The following is a 2,532-nucleotide window of genomic DNA, read 5'->3' as shown; positions in this document are numbered from 1 at the left end:
CCCGGGCAGGGCCCTGAAAACTGGTTTCCAGGCGCCGACAAACTTCACCATGTGTGGTTTTTCGCAGCGCTTTGGTGCCTTGCTCGCCTCGATCGACTCCGACGACCCGACGGCGCTGGTCGGACTGCCGCTGATCAGGACGTGCGAGCTGCTGCGGCAGGCGGGACTCGATCCGTTGGGGGCCAAGCGATGAGCGCGCCCGCCGGCAGTTTGCTGCTGGTGCCCAACACGCTGGACCTGGGTGCTACCGACGCACCCGACATCACCGAGCTGCTGCCGGCCGGCGTGCTGCGTCGTGCTGCAGCGCTGAAGCACTGGATCGCCGAGGACGCCAAGACGACGCGGGCTTTTCTGAAACGCGTCCAGGCCGTCGTGCCGCTGGCCCAGCCGCTGCAAGCCACCGAGATCCGCGAGCTGCCGCAGCCTCGAAAGGGCGGTGGCGGCAGCGTTGGCCGAACCGAGCCTGGCTTCGACGAATGGTTGGCACCGGCCTTCGCCGGCCATGACATCGGCTTGATCAGCGAGGCGGGGCTGCCTGGGGTGGCCGATCCCGGCGCCGCGGTGGTGGCCGCCGCCCACCGGTGCGGGGTTCGCGTGCTGCCGCTGGCCGGTGCCAGCTCGCTGTCGCTTGCGTTGGCGGCCAGCGGCTTGAACGGCCAGAGTTTTGCCTTCGTCGGCTACCTTCCCACCGACGCGGCCGAGCGCACCCACCGACTGCTGGCACTGCAACAGCACTCGCGGCGCGAGCACCAGACGCAGATCGCGATCGAAACGCCCTACCGGAATGCCGCCCTGATGTCGGCGCTGCTGAAGACCCTGCAGCCGGAAACCCAGCTCAGCGTGGCCTGCGGACTCAGTCTGCCTTCGGGCTGGTGCGCCACGCGCACGGTGGCCGACTGGCGGCGTCAGCCGCCTGCATTCGATCCGCCCCAGCCGCACTCACCCGCGGTTTTCCTGTGGCTGGCGGCTTGAGGCCCCAACGGACCAGCAGAACACCCAGGACCATGCCGGCGACGTCGGCCAGCACATCAGCGGCCGACATGCCTCGCGTCTGCGTGAAGAGGCCTTGAGCCACCTCCATTCCGATGCCGAATGAGAGGAGCCCCGCCGCCCGCAGAGCGACCGGGGTGATGCGGGCTTGACTCGCCAGGCACCAAAGCGCTGCGAAAAACCACACATGGTGCAGCTTGTCGGCGCCTGGAAACCAGTTTTCAGGGCCCTGCCCGGGTGCCAGCGGCCGCAAGGCCAGGGTCACGCCGAGCACCAGTGCAAGCGCCAGAAGGCCGCGCCAAGCGACCACGCCGCGGGTGATCAAGCCTTGACGCCGCCCAGCAAGGCAGCAACCTTGCGCTTGGGTTTGATGCTCGGCGAAATCGAACGCGACGCCGAGCTGGCAGCCTTGGCACTGGCCTCCCAGGCGGCGGCTGACGTCGAGCTGGCTTCATACGGCTGCTCGAAGAAAGGGTCGGCAGGGACGGCCGCCGGGCGGCGGTCTGCCGGGCGGGCGTAGGGGATCGGAGCTGCCGCCACGCGCGGCTCTTCGCTGGGCCGGGCCGGGCGAAGCTCGTCGTCGCCGCGGGACGGCGGTCGGCGGGGACGGTCGTCGTCGATCTCGAAGGCTTCGAGTTCGATCTTCTTCTTGATCAGCTTTTCGATGTCGGCCACCAGGCGCGCATCGTCCCGTGCCACCAACGTGACGGCCAGGCCTGAAGCGCCAGCGCGGCCGGTGCGGCCGATGCGGTGCACGTAATCTTCCGCATTGAAGGGCACGTCGAAGTTGAAGACCGCGGGCAGGTCGGCGATGTCCAGTCCCCGCGCCGCCACGTCGGTGGCCACCAGCAGGTCGACCTCGCCGGCCTTGAAAGCGGCCAGTGCCTTCAGGCGCTCGTCCTGGCTCTTGTCGCCGTGCAGGGCCTGGGTCTTCAAGCCGTCGCGCTCGAACGAGCGGGCCAGCCGTGCTGCGCCGAGCTTGGAATTGACGAAGATGAGGGCCTGGGACAGCCCGCGCGAGCGCAAGAGCTGGCGCACCACGGCACGCTTGTCGTCGTCGGCAACGCTGTAGAAGCGCTGCTCGACGTTGGTGGCCGTGGCATTCGGACGCGCCACCTCCACAAGAATGGGATCCTGCAGGTAGCTGTTGGCCAGCTTGCGGATCTCGGGCGAAAAGGTGGCCGAGAAGAGCAGCGTCTGGCGCTCCTTTGGCAGGTACGAGAGGATGCGCTGCAGGTCAGGCAGGAAGCCGATGTCGAGCATGCGGTCGGCCTCGTCGAGCACCACGTACTCGACCTGGTTCAGCACGGCGGTCTTGGCTTCGATGTGGTCGAGCAGGCGGCCCGGGGTGGCGATCAGCACCTCGACCCCGCCTTTGAGCACCAGCGTCTGCGGCTTCATGTCGATGCCGCCGAACACCACCATCGAGCGCAACTGGGTGTGCTTGGCGTAAGTCTTGACGTTGTTGGCCACCTGGTCGGCCAACTCGCGCGTGGGCGCAAGCACCAGCGCCCGCACAGGATGCCGGGCAGGCGACATGCT

The 2,532-nt window shown here is 68.2% G+C and carries 2 protein-coding genes and 1 pseudogene; 2 read left to right on the top strand and 1 reads right to left on the bottom strand.

Going from position 1 to position 2,532, the window contains the following annotated elements; all coding sequences use genetic code 11:
• Positions 1-193 (top strand): annotated as a pseudogene (locus RMO40_RS21765) (hypothetical protein); the annotation flags it as partial.
• Positions 190-972 carry an SAM-dependent methyltransferase gene (locus RMO40_RS21760; protein WP_309725691.1) on the top strand — a complete coding sequence of 261 codons (783 nt, stop codon included), beginning with the start codon at positions 190-192 and terminating at the stop codon, positions 970-972. The pseudogene RMO40_RS21765 and the gene RMO40_RS21760, both read left to right, overlap by 4 nt.
• A gap of 339 nt (positions 973-1,311) precedes the next feature.
• Here the strand turns inward: RMO40_RS21760 and RMO40_RS21755 are convergent.
• The coding region (locus RMO40_RS21755; protein WP_309725690.1) for a DEAD/DEAH box helicase at positions 1,312-2,532 on the bottom strand (1,221 nt) is incomplete at its 5' end.

The organism is Rhizobacter sp., assembly GCF_031412075.1.
Taxonomy (GTDB): Bacteria; Pseudomonadota; Gammaproteobacteria; order Burkholderiales; family Burkholderiaceae_C; genus Rhizobacter.
The sequence above is the reverse complement of the archived record's forward strand: the minus strand, read 5'-3'. Positions and strand labels throughout refer to the sequence as shown.

Excerpts from the sequence above, each read along its gene's own strand:
- RMO40_RS21760 (WP_309725691.1), top strand. The coding sequence starts at position 190 with ATGAGCGCGCCCGCCGGCAGTTTGCTGCTGGTGCCCAACACGCTGGAC.